Source organism: Roseobacter weihaiensis (assembly GCF_020622345.1).
Taxonomy (GTDB): Bacteria; Pseudomonadota; Alphaproteobacteria; order Rhodobacterales; family Rhodobacteraceae; genus Roseobacter; species Roseobacter weihaiensis.
In genome coordinates, this window is sequence record NZ_JACNMO010000031.1 from 24,257 (window position 1) to 39,060 (window position 14,804).

Annotated in this window: 17 protein-coding genes; 12 read left to right on the forward strand and 5 right to left on the reverse strand. The window is 58.3% G+C overall.

All coding sequences use genetic code 11. The features are described from left to right. Positions 1-80 precede the first annotated feature (80 nt). The 5 genes from H7847_RS23175 to H7847_RS23195 all read left to right on the forward strand — a co-directional run bounded on the left by H7847_RS23175 (position 81) and on the right by H7847_RS23195 (position 4,376). Positions 81-899, forward strand: a complete 819-nt coding sequence (locus H7847_RS23175) for a sulfotransferase family protein (protein WP_227271866.1) — start codon at positions 81-83, stop codon at positions 897-899. A gap of 45 nt (positions 900-944) precedes the next feature. After that, entirely contained in the window at positions 945-1,433 is a 489-nt protein-coding gene (gene smpB, locus H7847_RS23180) for an SsrA-binding protein SmpB (protein WP_227271902.1), read from the forward strand. Between the two features lie 70 nt (positions 1,434-1,503). After that, positions 1,504-2,358: a 3-mercaptopyruvate sulfurtransferase gene (gene sseA / locus H7847_RS23185; RefSeq protein WP_227271867.1), complete on the forward strand. Its 855-nt coding sequence runs from the start codon at positions 1,504-1,506 to the stop codon at positions 2,356-2,358. After that, on the forward strand, positions 2,358-3,542 hold the full coding sequence (locus H7847_RS23190; protein ID WP_227271868.1) for an amino acid aminotransferase: 1,185 nt from the start codon (positions 2,358-2,360) through the stop codon (positions 3,540-3,542). Before sseA ends, H7847_RS23190 begins: the two co-directional genes overlap by 1 nt. Positions 3,543-3,701: 159 nt before the next feature. Continuing rightward, positions 3,702-4,376, forward strand: a complete 675-nt coding sequence (locus H7847_RS23195; protein ID WP_227271869.1) for a hypothetical protein — start codon at positions 3,702-3,704, stop codon at positions 4,374-4,376. 140 nt (positions 4,377-4,516) lie between these two features. Here the strand turns inward: H7847_RS23195 and H7847_RS23200 are convergent, their stop codons facing one another. Both H7847_RS23200 and H7847_RS23205 read right to left on the reverse strand, forming a co-directional pair. Beyond that, positions 4,517-5,866 (reverse strand): ammonium transporter, encoded by a 1,350-nt coding sequence (locus tag H7847_RS23200; RefSeq protein WP_227271870.1) that lies wholly within the window; start codon positions 5,864-5,866, stop codon positions 4,517-4,519. Between the two features lie 27 nt (positions 5,867-5,893). Continuing rightward, complete coding sequence (locus H7847_RS23205) at positions 5,894-6,232, reverse strand: P-II family nitrogen regulator (protein WP_227271871.1); 339 nt, start codon at positions 6,230-6,232, stop codon at positions 5,894-5,896. A gap of 258 nt (positions 6,233-6,490) precedes the next feature. Between H7847_RS23205 and H7847_RS23210 the strand changes: the two genes are divergently transcribed. Next, complete coding sequence (locus tag H7847_RS23210; RefSeq protein ID WP_227271872.1) at positions 6,491-8,686, forward strand: transglycosylase domain-containing protein; 2,196 nt, start codon at positions 6,491-6,493, stop codon at positions 8,684-8,686. A gap of 33 nt (positions 8,687-8,719) precedes the next feature. Here H7847_RS23210 and H7847_RS23215 read toward each other — a convergent pair whose 3' ends face one another. Together H7847_RS23215 and H7847_RS23220 are read right to left on the reverse strand one after the other, a co-directional pair. Beyond that, positions 8,720-9,319, reverse strand: a complete 600-nt coding sequence (locus H7847_RS23215) for an MlaC/ttg2D family ABC transporter substrate-binding protein (protein ID WP_227271873.1) — start codon at positions 9,317-9,319, stop codon at positions 8,720-8,722. 18 nt (positions 9,320-9,337) lie between these two features. Then, complete coding sequence (locus H7847_RS23220; protein WP_227271903.1) at positions 9,338-10,102, reverse strand: MlaA family lipoprotein; 765 nt, start codon at positions 10,100-10,102, stop codon at positions 9,338-9,340. A gap of 172 nt (positions 10,103-10,274) precedes the next feature. Here H7847_RS23220 and H7847_RS23225 point away from each other — a divergent pair, with 172 nt between their 5' ends. From H7847_RS23225 to H7847_RS23250, 6 genes are all read left to right on the forward strand, one after another. Further along, positions 10,275-10,499, forward strand: coding sequence for a hypothetical protein (locus H7847_RS23225; RefSeq protein ID WP_227271874.1), 225 nt, complete (start codon positions 10,275-10,277; stop codon positions 10,497-10,499). Between the two features lie 99 nt (positions 10,500-10,598). After that, positions 10,599-11,057 carry a RidA family protein gene (locus H7847_RS23230; protein ID WP_227271875.1) on the forward strand — a complete coding sequence of 153 codons (459 nt, stop codon included), beginning with the start codon at positions 10,599-10,601 and terminating at the stop codon, positions 11,055-11,057. Further along, on the forward strand, positions 11,054-11,821 hold the full coding sequence (locus H7847_RS23235) for a glycerophosphodiester phosphodiesterase family protein (protein WP_227271876.1): 768 nt from the start codon (positions 11,054-11,056) through the stop codon (positions 11,819-11,821). The genes H7847_RS23230 and H7847_RS23235 overlap by 4 nt, the downstream gene beginning before the upstream one ends. A 49-nt stretch (positions 11,822-11,870) precedes the next feature. After that, complete coding sequence (locus H7847_RS23240) at positions 11,871-13,058, forward strand: GNAT family N-acetyltransferase (protein WP_227271877.1); 1,188 nt, start codon at positions 11,871-11,873, stop codon at positions 13,056-13,058. Next, positions 13,055-13,354, forward strand: a complete 300-nt coding sequence (locus tag H7847_RS23245; protein ID WP_227271878.1) for a 4a-hydroxytetrahydrobiopterin dehydratase — start codon at positions 13,055-13,057, stop codon at positions 13,352-13,354. Before H7847_RS23240 ends, H7847_RS23245 begins: the two co-directional genes overlap by 4 nt. Next, entirely contained in the window at positions 13,355-14,200 is an 846-nt protein-coding gene (locus H7847_RS23250) for a mechanosensitive ion channel family protein (RefSeq protein ID WP_227271879.1), read from the forward strand. Between the two features lie 67 nt (positions 14,201-14,267). Here H7847_RS23250 and H7847_RS23255 read toward each other — a convergent pair whose 3' ends face one another. After that, the gene (locus H7847_RS23255) at positions 14,268-14,756 is read right to left on the reverse strand and encodes a peroxiredoxin (RefSeq protein ID WP_227271880.1); all 489 of its coding nucleotides are present in this window, start codon (positions 14,754-14,756) and stop codon (positions 14,268-14,270) included. Positions 14,757-14,804 lie beyond the last annotated feature (48 nt).

Consider the following 14,804-nt stretch of genomic DNA (forward strand, 5'->3'; position numbering starts at 1 on the left):
AATAAACCTCAATTATTTGCTTTTTAGGGTGGGACGGCACCCCAAGGCCGCAATTGAGGCAAGAGCAGGAGAGCGCCCGAATGGGTTTTCCCGGAACATGGATGACCGAGAGTGAAAGCGCGGTCTATCGCGTGGTGCCGAAATGTGCCTGCTCCACCATTGGTCAGATCCTGTATTATTCCGACCACGGGCAGTTCTTTGACGGCGACATCCATGATGCGAAACACGGGTTGCACAAATGGGCGCTGGAGCAAAGCCAGACCCCAATCACGGACAACGTGCGGCAGCATAAATCCTACGCCTTCACCTGCGTGCGAAACCCCTACACGCGGATTCTAAGCTCTTTTTTTGACAAGATTTGCGGCATTCAGCGCAATGGCAATCGGTATCGCGGCAATCTGGTGCCACAGCTTGTGCAAAAATACGGGATCGAGGTGGGCGGTGACGATGGTCAGGAGGCCTTCGACCAGATCGCCTCGTTCCGGCGGTTCCTGCTTTTTGCACGCGACACCATCAAATTCCGCAAGCCCATGGACCCTGACATCCACTGGTCGGCCATGTCCGGCCATGTGAGCACCTTCATCGTAAACGGCGGCAGCTACGACAGCATTTTCTGGACCGAAAACTTTAATGACGGCATGCAGAGCGTACTCGATGCGATTGAGACACCGCATGAGATCACCTTGACAGAGGTACCGCGGTTCAACGAAAGCGAGGGGCATGGCCCCAAACGCGCGCATCCGGTCGAGGCCTATTTCGACGATCTGTCGATGCATCTGGTTTACGAGATCTACAAGCGTGATTTCGAGCTTTTCAAATACGACTTTGAAAACCCGGGGAACAAGATGCCGCTCGCAGAGATTGATCTGGACGAAGTACACGCCAAACTTGGCGACTAGTCACGCTTGCTTGTCACCGCCCGTGAAACTGCCTACATCACGCAGATGGCCCAGGTGAAATCATCCTCCAAATCGGACCCCAATTACAAGGTGGTCGCTGAAAACCGCCGCGCGCGGTTTGACTACGCGATCGAGGAAGACGTGGAATGCGGCATCATCCTCGAAGGTTCCGAGGTGAAATCCCTGCGCGAGGGGGGAGCCAATATCGCGGAAAGCTATGCGGCTGTAGAGGACGGCGAACTTTGGCTGGTGAACAGCTACATCGCGCCCTACAAACAGGCCAAAACCTTTCAGCATGAGGAGCGCCGCCGCCGCAAGTTGCTGGTGAGCAAAAAGCAGCTCTCTGATTTTTGGAATGCGACGCAGCGCAAGGGCATGACGCTGGTGCCGCTGGTGCTCTATTTCAACCACCGGGGCATGGCCAAAATCAAGATCGGTGTGGCCAAAGGTAAAAAGCTGCATGACAAGCGCGAGACCGCCGCCAAGCGCGACTGGTCGCGGCAGAAGTCGCGCCTGATGAAAGATCACGGCTGACCCAAGCGGGCTTGCCAGCCCTGGCCAGTGGCGTTACCCAGAGATGGCTCTACACCGCAGGGAAAATATGATGTCTGACGATCCCAAAACACTTGTGTCCACTGATTGGCTTGTACAGCATCTCAAAGACCCAGATCTGCGGATACTGGATGCCTCGTGGTATCTGCCCGAAGCGGGGCGCAACGCCAGGCAGGAGTATGAGGCAGCCCATATCCGGGGGGCGCGCTTCTTTGATATCGACGAGATTTCCGATAGCCGGTCCGACCTGCCGCATATGGCCCCCCCGATTGAAAAGTTCATGTCGCGGATGCGGGCCATGGGCGTGGGCGATGGCCACCAGATCGTGGTCTACGACGGGGCAGGGCTTTTGTCGGCCGCCCGCGTCTGGTGGCTTTTCAAGCTGATGGGCCAGGAAAACATCGCCGTACTGGACGGTGGCCTGCCCAAGTGGCAGGCCGAGGGGCATGAGACCGAAGATATGCCCCCCGTGATCCGGGATCGACACATGACGGTGCGGTTCCAGAACCATCTGGTACGGGATGTCACACAGGTCTCGGCGGCCTCGAAACTCAAGGACCATGTGGTGGTTGATGCGCGCGCGGCCAACCGTTTCCGCGGTGATGCGCCCGAGCCACGTGAGGGGCTGCGGTCGGGTCATATTCCGGGCGCGCGCTCCGTGCCGTTCAGTACCCTACTGCACGAAGACAAAACCATGAAATCGCCGGAGGAGTGCCGGACTGTGTTCGAAGCCGCAGGCGTGGACCTTTCCAAACCGATTATCACCTCCTGTGGTTCTGGCGTAACGGCCGCTATTCTGACGCTGGCACTGGAACGCATGGGGCACCACCGATGGTCCCTCTATGATGGGTCTTGGGCCGAGTGGGGGATGTTCCCAACCGTGCCTGTTGCAACAGGAGAAGCCTAGTGTTTGAAAGACTCCAAACCCGCCCCGCTGACGCCATTCTGGCGCTGGCACAGATGTACCGCGCCGACCCGCGCAGCACCAAGATCGACCTTGGCGTAGGCGTCTACAAGGATGCCAATGGCCATACACCTGTGATGCGAGCGGTCAAATCGGCGGAACACAAGCTGTGGGAGACGCAGGACACCAAGGTCTATACCAGCCTCGCGGGGGACCCGGCTTTCTCTGACGCCATGATCGCGCTGGTTCTGGGCGATGCCGTTGCCCGCGACAGCGTCGCATCGGTGGCCACACCGGGGGGCACCGGTGCCGTCCGTCAGGCCTTCGAGTTGATCCGGATGGCGCAACCCGGCGCCCGGTTTTTCGTCTCAGATCCCACCTGGCCGAACCACATCTCGATCCTGAACTATCTTGAGATGAACGTGGAACGCTATCGCTATTTCAGCGAAGAGACGCGCGGTGTGGATTTCGATGGGATGCTGGCGGACCTCAAGACCGCTCGCGCCGGCGATGTCGTCTTGCTGCACGGATGCTGTCACAATCCGACCGGGGCAAACCTGAACCTGACCGAATGGCAGGCAGTGATCGATGTGCTGCTGGAAACCGGTGCTGTGCCGATGATCGACATTGCGTATCAAGGCTTTGGCGATGGGCTGGAGGAAGACGCAGCCGCCACCCGACTGGTCGCCGCCTCGGTGCCGGAATGTATAATCGCGGCGAGTTGCTCCAAGAACTTTGGCATCTACCGCGAGCGGACGGGCATTCTGATGGCCATCAGCCACAATACCGAAGCGCGCAAGCTGCATCAGGACACGCTGGCGTTTCTCAACCGGCAGAACTACAGCTTTCCGCCCGATCATGGGGCGCGTCTGGTGACGATGATCCTGACGGATGATGAGCTGCGGGCCGATTGGAAGGCCGAGCTTGAAGCGGTGCGCACCAGCATGCTGGACCTGCGCCAGCAGTTGGCGGATGAACTGCAACGCCTCTCCGGCTCTGACCGCTTTGGGTTTCTGGCGCAACACCGGGGCATGTTCTCGCGGCTTGGTACGACACCGGACAAGGTCGAAACCATGCGCGAGAAAAACGGGATTTACATGATCGGCGACAGCCGGATGAATATTGCCGGGTTGAACGCAGAAACCGTGCCGGTGCTCGCCAAAGCGATTGTGGATGCTGGGGTCTAGGTAAGGAACATGGTTTCCAGTGAAAAGATACGTCACCAATACAACATATGAGTGCGTTTATTATTCAAAATTCCCTGTTTCAACTTCTGAGTTGCTCGCTCAACACAGGTTAACTGTTAATCCACCGTTTTTGATGTTCATTTTACCAAGGAAATAAAAGTGTTTTTGACCAATTCTCTTTCGAAAAAAAGAGCGAAATTGCTAGTGCTGTGCTGCACTGTGTTGGCTGCCTGCACAGATGCTAAAGAAGTTTCGGGAAGTCAGTCGTATCTGGATACGATGGCTGGAAAAGAGTTCCAATTGCGCGAAGGGCTTGCACTTCTGGAGGACGCATGTTTGCGCAGACCGGTCACATTCGACAATGCCGAAGAATTGGCGCATGAAAAGCTGATCGACTACGATGAGGTAAGAGCCGGTCCGACCGGTGGATTGCGTTATAAACCCTACGTGCCATTGCTTAAGGTCGAGACAGTTCCAAGATCTCTGACCTACAGCCAGCGGGCAGAGCTTCCGGTTTCGCCCAAGGGGACTGAGTACAAACAGTATCTTTGCGAGATGTCGTTTCGTGGCACATGGGCTGATCAAATGGTTGGCGATGTGCGGGCTCTTTTTGCAGATAACAGTTTTGACGTGGTCAGGCCGCTCGAAAGACGAGATGGCGTATCTCGGGCAGGTACAGCTGCAGTCGGATACTCCGGTGTCTACCGTCGTGACGGAATTAACTTTTTGGTCTTAGTGGAGCATGCTGGAGGAGATGTTCAGCGGTCAAGAAATATCGAGACGCACTACATATCTGGAACACGCATCACGCTCGATGGATTTCGTTTGGAGTAACTTAGGGCTCTAATGGGCGCTTCGCGTTCGACTGGCTTACCAAGGTACCATTCGGCAATCCAATAAGAAGGGCGATATCAGCTAAAGAAAAACCCGGGCGCGAACGCCCGGGCCAGTCAAACCCCTTGGGAGGAAAGGGATTATCCTTTGGAGAACTCGGGGTAGGCTTCCATCCCCAGTTCTGATGTATCGAGGCCGTTGATTTCGTCCTCTTCGCTCACACGGATACCGATGACTGCCTTGAGGATGAACCAGACCACCAGCGAGCCGACGAAGGTGAACACACCGTAAGCCACGATCCCTGTGATTTGAGCGCCCAGTGTGGCACTGCCGCTGAAGGTGACCGCGATGGTGCCCCAGATCCCTGCAAAGAGGTGTACCGGGATCGCACCAACAACGTCGTCGATCTTGAGCTTGTCGAGCAGGGGCACGGTGAACACAACAATCACACCACCAACAGCACCGATCAGCAGCGCGCCAAGGAGGGACGGTGCCAGCGGTTCTGCCGTGATCGACACCAGCCCAGCCAGCGCGCCGTTCAGCACCATGGTGAGGTCAGGTTTCTTGTAGACCAATTGTGTCAGGATCAGCGCGGTGACCGCGCCGGCTGCCGCCGCCATGTTGGTGTTGGCAAAGATGCGCGAGACGTCAGAGACATCGCCAACCGTGCCCATCGCCAGCTGCGAGCCACCGTTGAAACCGAACCAACCGAGCCACAGGATGAATGTCCCCAGAGTGGCCAGCGCAAGGTTGGAGCCCGGCATCGGGTTTACTTTGCCATCCTTGTATTTGCCCAGACGTGGCCCAAGCACGATGGCGCCTGCCAGAGCGGCCCAGCCACCGACCGAATGCACCACGGTGGAGCCTGCGAAGTCGGAGAAGCCTGCCTGTGCCAACCAGCCCGTTCCCCACTGCCAGGAGCCGGAGATCGGGTACATCACGCCGGTCAGAACGATGACGAAGAACAGGAACGGCCAAAGCTTGATCCGCTCTGCCAGCGCGCCCGAGACGATTGATGCCGTGGCAGCCACAAAGACCAACTGGAAGAAGAAATCCGACCCGATGGACGCATAATCCAGCGCCGCATCAGCCGCCGCCACACCCACAGGATCAAGCGTCGTGGTAGAGAAAAACGGCCCGACCCAGCCTGGAATGATCCAGCCATCGGGGTAGGCCATCAGTTCTTCGTCAAAGGCGCCCGGATACATCAGGTTGAAGCCGATGAGCCAATACATGATCGCCGCGAAGGAATAGAGCGCGATGTTCTTGGTCATCTGCATGGTGACGTTCTTGGACCGCACCAGCCCGCCTTCGAGCATCGCAAAGCCTGCCGCCATGAAGAAGACGAGGAAACCTGCCATGCAGAACAGCAGTGTCGTCATGATATAAGGGCCGATTTCGTCAAACCCCGGTGCCGCATCTTGTGCGAACGCCAGCGACGGCAGCGCGATTAGCGCCGCTGCGGTGGCGAATGTCTTTAAGTGTGTCATAATGAGTATCCCTAAGTTATCGCAGCTTCAGAGCGCGTCTTCGTTGGTTTCGCCGGTGCGTACGCGCACCGCTTGATCGACGCTCAGGACAAAAATCTTGCCGTCGCCGATTTTGCCGGTCTGCGCGGTTTTTGTGATTGTGTCGACGATCTGGTCCACGGCCGCTTCGGGCACGACGATCTCGATTTTGACTTTTGGCACAAAATTCACGGCGTATTCCGCACCGCGATAAATCTCAGTGTGGCCGGATTGAGAGCCGAAACCCTTGATCTCCGTGACCATCATGCCGCGAACACCGGCTTCGGTCAGCGCTTCGCGGACCTCTTCCAGTTTGAAGGGCTTGATTGTTGCAATGATGAGTTTCACCTCGTGTCCCCTTAACTTTTGGCAGGTTGCCCTGCGATGGTTGCGGAGGCAGATAACGACAGAGCCTTCGGGCTTTGGAAGTTTCCGCCCCGGCAATGCAGCGGTTAATGACCGATTAAGATTAAAAATTATGCATATAGTGAAAAATGACTAAATAATGTGCAAATAATAGATGGTTATGATGTGCCGCAGCGGCTCAACAATCCTGAAAAAGGCAGGTAGAGTACCCAAAACAACATCGGGCCGGGCAGGTTCTTCATGAGTGATTCATCCAAAGGTAAAAAGCCCTTGGTCGCCGAAAGGCGCTATGCGGCGAATAAGACAAAACCGGCGAAGCCGAAGCCAAAACCGCGCGCGCGCAAGAAAGCGCCGCGCAAGGCCAGAAAGGCGCGCGGTGGGATCATCGGGTTTTTTCAGCGGATTATCCGGTGGGTGCTGCGCCTGATCTGGCGGATCACCTGGCGTTTGGGTTTTGTTGCGGGTGTCGCGGTGGCACTTATGGTGGGCTATTACTACACGACTTTGCCGCCGGTGGATGATCTGCTCGACGCGCGGGCACGGGGGTCCGTGACGCTGCTGGACCGGGACGCGCAGGTGTTCGCCTGGCGTGGGGACCAATTTGGCGGCGTTGTGACCGCCCAGACGGTCTCTCCCCATCTCAAGAACGCGATTGTCGCGACAGAGGACCGACGGTTCTATAGTCACTTTGGTCTGAGCCCCCGGGGTATTGCAAGTGCCATGCGGATCAATCTGAGCGAAGGGCGCGGGCCGCTGTCCGGTCATGGTGGTTCGACCATCACCCAGCAGGTTGCAAAGCTCTTGTGCCTTGGCGTGCCCTTTGATCCCGAGGTTCAGACCGAGGAAGAGTACGAGCGCGAGTGCCGCCGCGGCACGATCCAGCGCAAGGCCAAGGAAGCGATCTACGCAATGGCCATGGAAGCGAAATACTCAAAGGACGAAATCCTTACCATTTATATGAACCGCGCCTTTCTGGGCGCGGGCGCGCGGGGGTTTGAGGCGGCCAGCGAGCGCTACTTTGGGAAATCGGCTGCGAATGTGACCCCGGCGGAGGCGGCAATGCTCGCCGGGCTTTTGGTGGCACCAACCCGCTTTGCGCCGACAAACGATCTGACGCGGTCGCAGGGCCGCGCGGCGACCATCGTGCGCCTGATGAACGAACAGGGGTATCTGAGTGATGCCGAAGCGCAGGCCGCGCAGGCCAACCCGGCAGAACTGTCAGTGGCAGCGGAAGCACGCGCAGGGGGATATTTCGCCGATTGGGTCATGTCATCGGGGCCGGAGTTTTTTACCCGCAAGACGACCGAGGATGTGATTATCAAAACCACCTTGGATCAGCGCATTCAGCGCGGTGCCGAAGAAGCGATGCAGTGGGTCTTTGCCAATAAAGTGCGCGAGGGCAGCACCGCGCAGGCTGCAATCGTGGTGATGTCTGCCGATGGGGCCGTGCGCGCGATGGTCGGTGGCCGTAACACGAAAGTGTCAGGTGCCTTCAACCGTGCGGTGCAGGCCAAACGGCAAACCGGGTCCGCGTTCAAGCCCTTTGTCTTTGCCGCCGCCCTTGATCTTGGCTATTCGCCGAATGACACGGTGACCGATGAGCCGTTGACCATCAACATTCCCGGATCGGGTCCATGGTCGCCGCGCAACTACACCAACAAGCATTACGGCAAGGTGACAATGACCCGCGCGCTGCGTGACAGCCTGAATATCCCGGCGGTTAAGATTTCAGAATTCGTGGGGCGCGAACTTGTCCGGCAGGTCGCCACCGATTTTGGGCTTGAAAGCGACCTTGCGGCAGGTCCGGCTCTGGCCCTTGGCGCGTCCGAAAGCACCCTGATCGAAATGACCGGTGCTTACGCCGGTATCCTGAATGGCGGCTCGTCGGTGGAACCTTACGGTCTGGTGGAGCTCAGGCTGATGGGGGATTCCGAACCCCTGATGGGGACGGGGGGCGGGATCGGCGAGCGCGTCATTCAGGAGAATGCCGCGCAGCAGCTGATCTACATGATGGAAAAAGTTGTGTCCGAAGGGACCGGGCAGCGCGCGCAATTCGGCGGCAGGCAGTTGGCAGGTAAAACCGGCACGACACAGGCGGCCCGGGATGCTTGGTTCGTGGGTTTCTCTGCGGACTACGTGGCGGGTGTCTGGATGGGCTACGATGACAATACACCGCTGACCGGTGTCACCGGTAGCGGCCTGCCGGCGGAAATCTGGCGCGAAACCATGGTGCGGGTGCATGAAGGCGTTCCGGCCAGACCCCTGCCCATGGCCCTGCCGGATAACAATGGTCGGGCGCGGCAAGAGGATGCTGCCGCCGGGCGCGGCGCGAGTGGTGGCGGTGCGGTTGGACTGCTTGAGGGGCTGCTGCGTGACATCCTAGGCGGCGGCGACGGCAGAGCCCCGCCGCCCAATGTCAGCGGATCAGACCGCTAGCAGGGGGAGGCGTCCGGTCCGGGTCTTTTGCCGTCAGCCCGCAGATTTCAAATCTGCCACAACCGCATTGATGTCACCGCCGCGACGATCCAGCATGGAGCCGATCTCGGTGCGTTCGGTCAGCAGCAGATTCACGCCTTCAATATAGATATTGAAGAACTTATTGGTGCCGGAGCGATCCGAGACGTGGAAATTCACCTCGTATGGGCTTTGCCCGCGCAGGTAGGCTGTTGTGCTGATCTCATAGCCGGAACGAATTGCGCGCGCTGAATTGACCTCGACACGGCCGCCGATAAAGTCGCGGAACTGTTTGCCGTATTTGCGTGCGATATAGCCTTTGAACGCCTCTGAAAACGCACGTTTTTCTGCCGCAGAAGCGCTGCGCCCATCATTGCCCAATGCATATTGCGCCATGATATTCACGTCGGCATAGCGCACAAAAAGGTTTTCCAAATCGCCCAGAATCGCGCTTTCCGATTTGCCGGAATTGATGACAACTTGAATCTCATCCACAACCTGATCCACCAACGCTCTGGCTGCGGATTCAGTCAAAGCGACAGCAGGAGAGGCCAACAGCGCGGCAGAAGCAGCCGAACCGATACCAAATGCACGGCGGGTTAATTTAAAAGGCATAACGTCCTCTTCGAATCTCTAGTTGTCGTATGGGTCAAGGAACGGGTCAACTTCATCAGATGCGTCACCACCTTCAAGCTCAAAGCGGCGGTTTTGCAAGTAAATGGATCGTGATAGCGCGTAGCTGTCGGCGCTTTCATACAAGATCGAATCGATTGTACCGCTGAGCCTGTCCCGATCATTCAGGACCGCCCCCGCCATGGCAGTGGGCGGAATGTACTGCTCCGGGCTGGTGTTCAGTGTCACAACAGTCAGCGGGTTGGTCAGCACATCCGTGACAAAACCAACCGCATCGCGTTGCGTCGAGGGGCCGATCACCGGAAGCTCTACATAGGCCCCCTCTCCGACACCCCAAACTGCAAGCGTCTCGCCAAAGTCGGTGTCGTGCTGGGGGATGTTTAGTTCCGTCGCCGCATCAACAAATCCGGCAAGGCCGATGGTCGTATTCATCACAAAGCGTGTGCTTGCAAGCCCCGCGCCGCGCAGATCGCCCTGCAGCAGGCTGTTCAGCGCCACCCCCGGCATTGACAGGTTGGTCGAGAAGTTATTGACGGTGTCGCGGATCTCGGGCGGTACAACCGCTGCATATCCTTTGGACACCGGGCGTACCAAGTTCCTGTCCAGGCCTTTGTTGAAGGCATGCACCTGGCGATTTTCAGCTTCATAAGGGTCATTGATCCCGGCGGTACGTGTGGCCGGGTCTTGATATGTGCTGCAAGCCGTCAGGACTGCAGCCGCAACAAGCGCCTGTGCAATCTTGGCGGACGACTGGAGGGAAGATATGAGGGGCAAAGGATTTATCCTGTCAAGCTGATCGGGTTCTAAGTAGGCTATTTCTCTGAGATGCCCATAGGGCAAATGTATTGAAAAACTGTGTTGTGGCAGCTGAGAGACAGATTGAGCACCGGCAGACGAGGATAGCGGATCACCAGCTATCTTTGTGAAACCTGAGCACTTGATCGCCATCGAGACGGCACAGGTGCAAAATGCCGATACCGATGTGAAACGTCAAGAACGGTGGCATAATATTGCTGGAATCCGCTTGCTTTCTGAAGGCACCGGTCGGGTTCTGCGCATCAAGGGATCTCGCGGAGCGCAAAACACCGCAGATCTGTCTGGCGCGCGGGCTAAAAAACTGCGCAAATCCGTGGTTGTCATTTCGCAAATGTCGGTAGAATGATGCGGCAACACTGCCGGCCCGGTCGTGCGGTCATTGGGATGTAAACCTCCAGATGTGATCGACGCTTTGTGGCTGGCGATGGATACAAAGGAGATTGAGATGACGATTACTGCCCGCCTTGCTGATCTTGGCGTCACCCTGCCGGACGCTCCCGCCCCTGCCGCCAACTATGTGCCCTTCGTAACAGTCGGCAACACCGTCTATGTCTCCGGTCAGATATCAAACGGCCCCGAGGGTTTCATTGTCGGCAAGCTGGGCGACACGATGGGTGTCGATGCCGGTGCTGCAGCTGCAAAGACCTGCGCGATCAGCCTGCTGGCACAGGTCAAAGCGGCCTGTGGCGGAGATATCGAACGGCTGGTCAAGGTGGTCAAGCTGACGGGGTTTGTAAACTCCACCCTTGATTTCACGGATCAGCCCAAGGTGATAAACGGTGCGTCGGATTTCCTGGTTGAGGCCTTGGGGGAAAAGGGCCGTCATGCGCGGTCTGCGGTTTCTGCAGCGTCCCTGCCCTTTGGTGTGGCGGTCGAAATCGAAGGCATTTTCGAGATCGCATGACGCCCTCGCTTGACCCCGCTTTTCTGAAAGCGCCCCTTGCCCATCGCGCCTTGCACGATGTGCGTGATGGGCGGCCCGAAAACAGCCGGGCCGCGATCCGGGCCGCGATTGCTGCAGGCTACGGGATAGAGATTGATGTGCAGGTCAGCGCAGATGGGCAGGCAATGGTGTTTCACGACTACGATCTGGCGCGGCTTACCCCTGCGGAGGGCCCTGTACAGGGCCGCTCTGCCAAAGCGCTGGCGAATATCCAATTGCGCGGCGGAGACGAGGGGGTGCCGGGCCTTCCCGAGGTGCTCGACCTGGTGGCAGGCCAGGTCCCGCTGCTGGTGGAGATCAAGGATCAGGATGGGGCCATGGGTCCGGCCATCGGCCCGCTCGAAGCAAGCGTTGCGGCAGCGCTGACCCCGTACCGGGGTGCTGTGGCGGTGATGTCCTTCAACCCCCACTCCGTGATGGAAATGGCCAGACTGGCTCCGACGGTCGCCCGTGGTCTCGTCACCGCTGCCTATGACCCGCAAAAGGTGCGCCTGCCAGATGCTGTCTGCGATCAGCTGCGTATGATCCCCGACTACGACCGTGCCGGGTGCAGCTTCATCAGCCATGAGGTCTCGGATCTGTCGCGGCCTCGGGTCGCCGAGCTGAAGGCGCAGGGAGCCCACATCCTGTGCTGGACCGTCAAATCGCCGCAACAAGAGGCAGAAGCCCGGACAATTGCGGATAATGTCACGTTCGAGCAGTATCTTGCTGCGGTTCCGGCTTGATCCCCCAGCACCCCGCCACAAGTAGCCTTTCATGAGCGAAGAGACGAACATGCAAGAACATGAAGTGGAAATCCGCGTGGTATCGTCCTTGCGGGATATCGACGCTGTGTCCTGGGACGCCTGCGCCTGCCCTGAGGCAACAGGTGGTGCGCGCGCCAACGATCCTTTCACCACCCATCGTTTTCTCAGCGCCCTGGAAAAGAGCGGGTCCGTTGGCACGGGCACCGGATGGCAGCCCCAGTATCTGACGGCACGCATCGGGGGTGATCTGATCGGCGTGGCCCCGATGTATGTCAAATCGCACAGCCAGGGCGAATATATCTTTGACCACAACTGGGCCCATGCCTTTGAACGCGCGGGCGGGCGATATTATCCCAAACTGCAAATCGCGGTGCCGCACACGCCTGCAACCGGACGCCGGTTTCTGGTCAGGCCGGGTTTTGAGGAAACGGGGACCGCCGCCTTGGCGCAGGGGGCGGTGCAGCTTGCCTCAAACAATCGCGTCTCCTCGCTGCATGTGACGTTTTGCACCCAAGAGGAAGCGCACTGCGGTGAGGCGTTGGGCCTCTTGCTGCGCAAGACCCAACAGTTTCACTGGCTCAACAACGGCTACGAGCATTTCGGTGATTTCCTGAACAGCCTGAGTTCGCGCAAACGCAAGAACATGCGCAAGGAGCGCGCGGCGGCGCAGGGTTTTGGCGGCACCATTCAGACCTTTTCCGGGGATGCGCTGCAACCCGAGCACTGGGATGCGTTTTGGACATTTTATCAGGACACCGGCGCGCGCAAATGGGGCACGCCCTACCTTACGCGGGCCTTTTTCGATATCGCCCAGGACACGCTGCGCGAGGACATGGCGCTGGTGCTGGCGGAACGCGAGGGGCGCTGGGTCGCGGGGGCTTTGAACTTCATCGGGGCCGAAACGCTTTATGGCCGGTACTGGGGCTGCAGTGAACATCATCCGTTTTTACACTTTGAACTTTGCTATTATCAGGCCATTGATATTGCGATCGCGCGGGGCCTGGCCCGTGTCGAAGCCGGCGCGCAGGGAGAACATAAGCTGGCTCGCGGATACTTGCCGACGCCAACTTGGTCATTGCATTGGATTGCAGACCGGGGTTTTAGAGATGCCATCGCCAGCTATCTGCGCGCCGAACGTGAAGCAGTAGAAGAAGAGATTGACGTGCTGACGGACTATGGTCCTTTTAGGCGCGTCGAGGTGGAGGAACAACAATGACCGAAAAGCTGAGCACTGAAACCCGTGGCCCCTTGCTGGAACCGCTTTTTGCAGACGGATGGGAAATGGTCGAAGACCGGGATGCGATTGTAAAGACTTTCGTCTTCGACAACTTCGTGGAGGCCTTTGGATGGATGACCCGCGTGGCCATCTGGGCCGAGAAATGGAACCACCACCCTGAGTGGGACAACGTTTACAAGACCGTGAAAGTCGTTCTGACGACACATGATGTGGGCGGGCTGAGCACGCTGGATGCGAAACTGGCCCGCAAGATGGACAGCTTGGCTGGGTCGTAGATGCAGGACCTCCTTCAAATCGAAATCTGGCAGGGCAAAACCGTTGCGGATGTTCTGACACTTGATTTTCTGATTTCGGCTGCGGGATCGGTCTTTGCGGCGGCCGGTATTCTTGTTCTTGGCTGGATCATTTCCGCATGGTTGCAGGGCCGGATACGCGCGCTTGGCCGCAAGCACAAAAACCTCGACGACATGCTCTTTGACTTTCTGTCAGCGGTTGTACGTTATGTTGTTCTGGGATTTGCCTTTCTCTTTGTTCTGAACACCTTCGGGGTGCAGACCACATCTGTTGTGGCGGTCATCGGTGCGGCGGGTCTGGCCATTGGTCTGGCGCTGCAGGGCACCTTGTCGAATATCGCTGCGGGGGTGATGCTGATCCTCTTTCGCCCGATCAAGCTGGGGGATTTCGTCGATGTCGGCGGCAAGATGGGCACGGTGAATTCCATCACGCTGAATTTCACCGAACTGGCAGATCTGAGCAACGCGCAGGTCATCATCCCCAACGCCGAAGTCTGGGGGAATGTCATCACCAACTATTCCGCCAATCCGACGCGACGCGCCGAATGGACCTTTGGCGTGGGCTACGGGGTCAACCTCGCCGCTGCCGAGAAGATCATCCGCGAGACGATCATGGCTGATCCCCGCTCCAAGAGCGACCCCGAACCCTTTGTCCAGGTGAACAACCTCGGCGACAGCTCGGTGGATTTTCTGGTGCGGGTCTGGGTCGAGGCCGGTGAATACTTCGTCTACCAGGCGGATATGAAGCGCAAGGTCAAAGAGGCGCTGGATGCGGGCGGTATCGACATTCCGTTTCCCACCACAACCATTGTCCAGGCCACGGCCTAGGCGCTCCCGGGATCACAAAGGCCCGGTCGCAGAACGCGCCGGGCCTTTTGTCAGATTTGAGCAGGCATCACATATTCGCCAGCAGCGCCTCTCCGGCGGAGACCTCGCAGGCACCGGGGCTTTCCTCTTCCTGCAGAAGCGTGACCTTGCCATCCTCAACCAGCATTGCATAGCGCTTGGACCGATCCGTCAGGCCCGCGGGTGGGGCGCTGAATTCCATCCCAAGCGCCTTGGTAAAGGCGCTGTCGGCGTCACCCAGCATGGTGATGCCCGCCGCCGTGGCCCCCGTGGCCTCGCCCCAGGCTTGCATCACGAAGGGGTCATTGACGGACACGCAGATGATCTCGTCGACGCCCTTGGCGTCAAACTGATCCTTGGTCCGCACAAAGCTGGGCACATGGGCGGAATGGCAGGTGGGCGTGTAGGCCCCGGGCACGGCAAAGATCACAACCTTGCGGCCTTTGGTTTTGTCTGTGATCGACACCGGTGCCGGGCCTTCCGCGCCCATTGCAACCAGGGTCGCTTCGGGGAGCTGGTCGCCTTGTGAAATCGTCATGTGCTGGGCCTTTCTTTTAATTGCGTTTGGTCTTGGCAGAGATATAGG